Here is a 5004-nt window from a genome sequence, read left to right as displayed (position 1 = left end):
ATGCCCAGCTATGCATTCGGCAGCGCAAAGAACACCACGGCCAGCGGCAACCCCGTCCCGATCTGCATCGGTGACCGCCGATGGGGCGGGGCAATCATCTCTGCATCGATTTACGCCGAAGACAAAACGTAGGCGTAACGCACGAAACAAGCCGGCCATGAGCCGGTTTTTTATTGCCTGGAGGAAAGCATGGGCGCAGCACAAAAGCTGGATATTCATGGTGCCAAAGGCGGTGAGAGCAAACCCAAGTCGCCAGTAGAGGCGCCCGACAGCCTGCGCTCCACCAACGTGGCCAAGATCCTGATCGCCGTAGGCGAGGGTGAATTCGACGGCACGCCCACCGCGCGCGACATCTTCCTCGACAACACCCCGATTCAGGATGCCGGTGGCAATTTCAACTTCACCAACGTGAAGTGGGACTGGCGGCCGGGCTCTGTGGAGCAGACCTACATTCCGGGCATCCCGTCTGTCGACAACGAGACCTCGCTGAATATCGAGCTGCGCAGCGGCACGCCGTGGGTTCAGTCACTGACCAACCTGCAGCTGTCGGCGGCTCGCATCCGCCTGGCCACGCCCCGGCTTGCGAGCCAGGACAGCGAAGGGAATATTGGTGGTTACAGCATCCAGTACGCTGTGGATGTGGCCACTGACGGTGGGGCCTATCAGGAGGTATTGGTCGGCGCCATGACCGGCAAGACCACTACGCGCTACGAGCGCTCCTTGCGCGTTGACCTGCCGCCGGCAACCAGTGGCTGGCTGATCCGTGTTCGCCGCATCACACCAAACCAGAATACCGACAAGGTCGCAGACAGCCTCTTCATCGCCGGCTACACCCAGGTGATCGACGCCAAGCTGCGCTACCCAAACACCGCGCTGCTGTTCGTCGAGTTCGACGCCGAGCAGTTCACCAACATCCCGGCCGTCACGGTGAAGTGCAAGGCCCGGCGCTGGCAGGTGCCGAGCAACTACGACCCTGTGGCGCGCACCTATACCGGCGCCTGGGACGGCACCATGAAGGAGGCCTGGACAAATAACCCAGCCTGGATCACCTATGGAATCTGCACCCAGGACCGTTTCGGCCTGGGCCGCCGCATTAAGCCGTGGATGGTGGACAAGTGGGAGCTGTACCGCATCGCGCAGTACTGCGACCAGATGGTGCCCAATGGTGCCGACGGCGTGGAGCCGCGCTTTCTGTGCGACATGAACCTGCAGGGCAAGGCCGACGCCTGGTCATTGCTGCGCGACATCGCCGGCATCTATCGCGGCATGACGTACTGGGCCCAGGGCCAGCTGGTCATGCAGGCTGATATGCCTCGGGCGCAGGACATCGATTACGTCTTCACCCGGTCCAACGTAATCGACGGCAAAATATCCTACGGCAGCGCCTCGGCGAAAACCCGCTTCACTCGCTGCCTGGTCAGCTACGACAACCCGCTGAACAACTACGACACCGACGTCACGGTCTATTCCGACCTGCCGCTCCAGCGTCGCCTGGGCGACAAGCCGACGGAGATCAGTGCAATAGGCTGCACTCGTGTATCCGAGGCCCAGCGCCGCGCTAAATGGCTGGTACTGAGCAATAACCAGGACCGCACCATCAGCTTCAGGACCGGCATGGAAGGCCGCATCCCGCTGCCAGGGTTCATTATCCCTGTTGCCGACTCGCTGCTGGCTGGCCGGGAGATCGGTGGGCGAATCGCGGCGGCGGCGGGCAAGGTCATCACCCTGGATCGCGACACCATGGCCAAGGCTGGCGACCGGCTGGTGATCAACCTCCCAGGCGGGCACGCAGAAGGGCGCACCGTAGAGAGTGTGAGCGGCCGCAACGTAACCGTGACCGTAGCCTACAGCGAGGCGCCTGCTGAACAGCTTCAGTGGGCGATCGATGCGGACGACCTGGCAATCCCTCTATATAGAGTGATGAGGACCGCACGTACGCCTGAGGGCGATTACGACATCAGCGCCTTGCAGTACGAGCCAAGTAAGTTTCCCAGCATCGACACCGGCGCGCGCCTGGAAGAACGCCCAATCAGCGTGATCCCAATCACCGTGGTTCCGGCGCCGGCCAGCGTGACCATTACTTCGAACGTATCGATCGACCAGGGCCTGGCCATCAGCACCATGAACATCTCGTGGCCAGCCGTTACCGGTGCCGTGGCGTACGACGTGGAGTGGCGCAAGGACAACGGAAACTGGATCAAGGTGCAGCGCACGGGCTCAACGAGCGTTGACGTCACCGGCATTTACTCGGGCGCCTACCTGGCGCGCGTGCGGTCGGTCAGCGCCTTCGAGATTTCCTCGATCTGGAAGAACTCCAACCTAACCAATCTGGAAGGAAAGGTCGGGTTGCCGCCGGCGGTGTCGTTCCTGACCACCACCAGCGAACTGTTCGGCATCGGCATCAAGTGGGGCTTCCCTGCCGGTGCCGAGGATACCCAGCGCACGGAATTGTGGTATGGCCCGGCGAACAACCTGGCGGCGGCGACCAAGTTGGCCGACCTGGCGTATCCGCAGGCCGATTACCGCATGCAGTCGCTGCTGGCGGGCGCAACCCTGTTCTTCTGGGCGCGCTTGGTGGACCGCACCGGCAACATCGGGCCGTTCTATCCGGTTGTGAATGGCGTTATGGGCCAGGCCAGCTCGGATGCTGGGCCGATCCTTGAGCAGATCAAAGGGCAGATTGACGAAACCGCCCTTGGTCAGCACCTGAAGGATCGAATCGACCTGATCGACGGAAACGGGCCAGGCTCGGTGAACGGTCGCATTGACGCGGCCAAGGATGAGCTGGAGCAGCTGATCGGGGAGGTGGTGGATGCGCTGGAGTACGTGCCATCCAAGGCGTACGCGCTGAACGAAATCGTTCGCGTGGGCCAGCACCTGTACCAGGCCAATGGCGCGGTGCCGGCGAACAACCCGCCGCCGAACGCCACCTATTGGACCGACATCGGCACAGTCACGCAGACGGTCAACGCTCTAGTGACCCAGGTTCAGCAGAACTCGGCGACGATTAACCAGCACGGCCAGGACATCACCGCCCAGGCCTCGCAGCTGAACGCGGTGAAGACCACGGTGAACGATCCTGTCACCGGCGTCACCGCAACGGCCAGCGGGCTGAGTACCCTCAAGGCCACGGTGACCACGCTTGATGGAAAGGTAACCACCACGGCGCAGCGGGTCGACGGCATTTACCTGCAGGTCAACCCGCCGCTTCAGGGTGACGACAGTGCGCTGATGGGGTCGGAAGCTAGCTACGTCGGGGTCTGGTCAACACAGTCCGCACTCATTGAGGGCGACCTGGCACAGGGCCAGCGCACGGATGTGGTGGAGGCCAGCGTTGCGGCTAACGCTGCCGCGATCGTCAGCGAGCAAACTGCACGCATCAATGCCGACGGCGCTCTGTCGTCCAGCATCGAAACGGTAAAAACCACGGTCGGCGGCAACTCTCTGGCGATTCAGACCAACACTACTGCGATCCAAACCGTGAACGGCAAGGTTACGGCGAACTGGTCGGTGCGAATGCAGTACGAAACCGCCACCGGCTTATACAAGTACGCCGGGATCGGCCTGGGCCTGGAGAATGGGCCAGGCGGTTTGCAGACGCAGTTCGTCATCGATGCCGACCGTTTCGCCATTGGGCAGGCCGGCACGGTGCCTTTCGCTGTACAGGGCGGGCAGACCTTCATCAAGTCTGCATTCATCCAGGACGGCACTATCACCAACGCCAAGATCGGCAACTACATCCAGTCGAACAACTATGTCGCGGGCCAGACGGGGTGGAAGCTTTTCTTCGATGGGACGTTTGAAATCAACGGTTCGTTCGGGGGCCAGGCTCGCCAGGTCATAAACAACCGTGGCGGCAAGGTGTTCGATGCGGCTGGCGTCAAGCGTTATCAGTGGGGAGATCTCGACGCATGAGTTTCGGCGCTAGAGTGTGGGGGCCTACAGGCCTCCTAGAGTTGGATGAGACCTCGTTCACAGTCAGGGTTATATATTCTGGTTTAGTTACTAGACCGGCAGGCGCTAACTATCTGGATATAACAGTTTCCGGTTGCGATCCCGCAAGTTGTAATGCCGTTTGTATTCCTGTATCTCCATATCCCGCCGATCAAAGTTCGCAAGATCTTAACGCGGTACAGCAAGAGCCGGAGGTCTTAAGCGGGCTGGTGAGGGTTTGGTTCATTAACCGAAATATCGCAAGTAGTGCATCTCCTGCTCCTGCAATCTCAACCCAGAGATTATTGGTTATGAGGTACAAGTAATGAGCTATGGAATGCAGTTCACAAACAACGATAATACTGTTGTTTTGGATTCTGAGTTTTCCCGCTTGGTCGTGCTCCATCGTGGCGACTATAGCGGGCCGATCAATTTTCCGACTCCTATTACTTCTCAGGAACCGCCGCTTGTATTCATCCGACCAAACGGATCTTTCACACTGAGCTATGCGAGGATCAACGGAAGCGCAGGGAACTGGACTGGTTTTTCATTTGTAGGCGGAGGATCTGGCAAATACTTCGCTGCCGCGTTTTTGTCGCAGCCGACAGCAAAATACGGCTTCCGTCTCTGGGATGGAAACTCCAAGCTTCTGTTTGACAGCGGCACACCTTGCGCGCAGTTCACCCGAACCATTTCGAGCTGGACGTTCATAGGCTCAAGTTCGACGGGGCAGGGCACAACACAGATTAACTTTTCCGCAGCCTCGCCTTTAAATACAGGCGATTACATGATGATAAATAACATCGGTATGGATGTAAGTGGGGCGAATATTCGTACGGCGAAACTGTACTGCACTTGGGACTACGCAAATAATCGGATAGTGATGTTTACCGTTGGTGTTTCAAACGTCATGTCTCTGTTTGTGCCCGTGGTTTTTGCGAAGCCAGTCATTTAAGAAAGGTGGAGAGAATTTAAAAATGGCAAGACAAGAAATTAACCTTGGCACGCCGCCGACTGGTGCCGGTGGAGACACCACAAGAAGTACCGGTGTAAAAATCAACGCCATGACTG

The 5004-nt window shown here is 59.1% G+C and carries 2 protein-coding genes and 1 pseudogene; all 3 read left to right on the top strand.

Annotated elements, in window-relative coordinates:
* A pseudogene (locus YA0848_RS36075) lies at window positions 1–132 on the top strand (tail assembly protein); the annotation flags it as partial.
* A 57-nt stretch (window positions 133–189) separates the two neighbouring features.
* Window positions 190–3915 (top strand): TipJ family phage tail tip protein, encoded by a 3726-nt coding sequence (gene gpJ, locus YA0848_RS19380; RefSeq protein WP_198712600.1) that lies wholly within the window; start codon window positions 190–192, stop codon window positions 3913–3915.
* Between the two features lie 355 nt (window positions 3916–4270).
* Window positions 4271–4888, top strand: coding sequence for a hypothetical protein (locus tag YA0848_RS19375; RefSeq protein ID WP_232925142.1), 618 nt, complete (start codon window positions 4271–4273; stop codon window positions 4886–4888).
* Window positions 4889–5004 lie beyond the last annotated feature (116 nt).

Source organism: Pseudomonas sp. S4_EA_1b (genome assembly GCF_016307435.1).
Classification (GTDB): Bacteria; Pseudomonadota; Gammaproteobacteria; order Pseudomonadales; family Pseudomonadaceae; genus Aquipseudomonas; species Aquipseudomonas rhodesiae.
The sequence above is the reverse complement of the archived record's forward strand: the minus strand, read 5'-3'. Positions and strand labels throughout refer to the sequence as shown.

Coding starts and splice junctions, on each gene's coding strand:
- gpJ (WP_198712600.1), top strand. CDS start 190: ATGGGCGCAGCACAAAAGCTGGATATTCATGGTGCCAAAGGCGGTGAG.
- YA0848_RS19375 (WP_232925142.1), top strand. CDS start 4,271: ATGCAGTTCACAAACAACGATAATACTGTTGTTTTGGATTCTGAGTTT.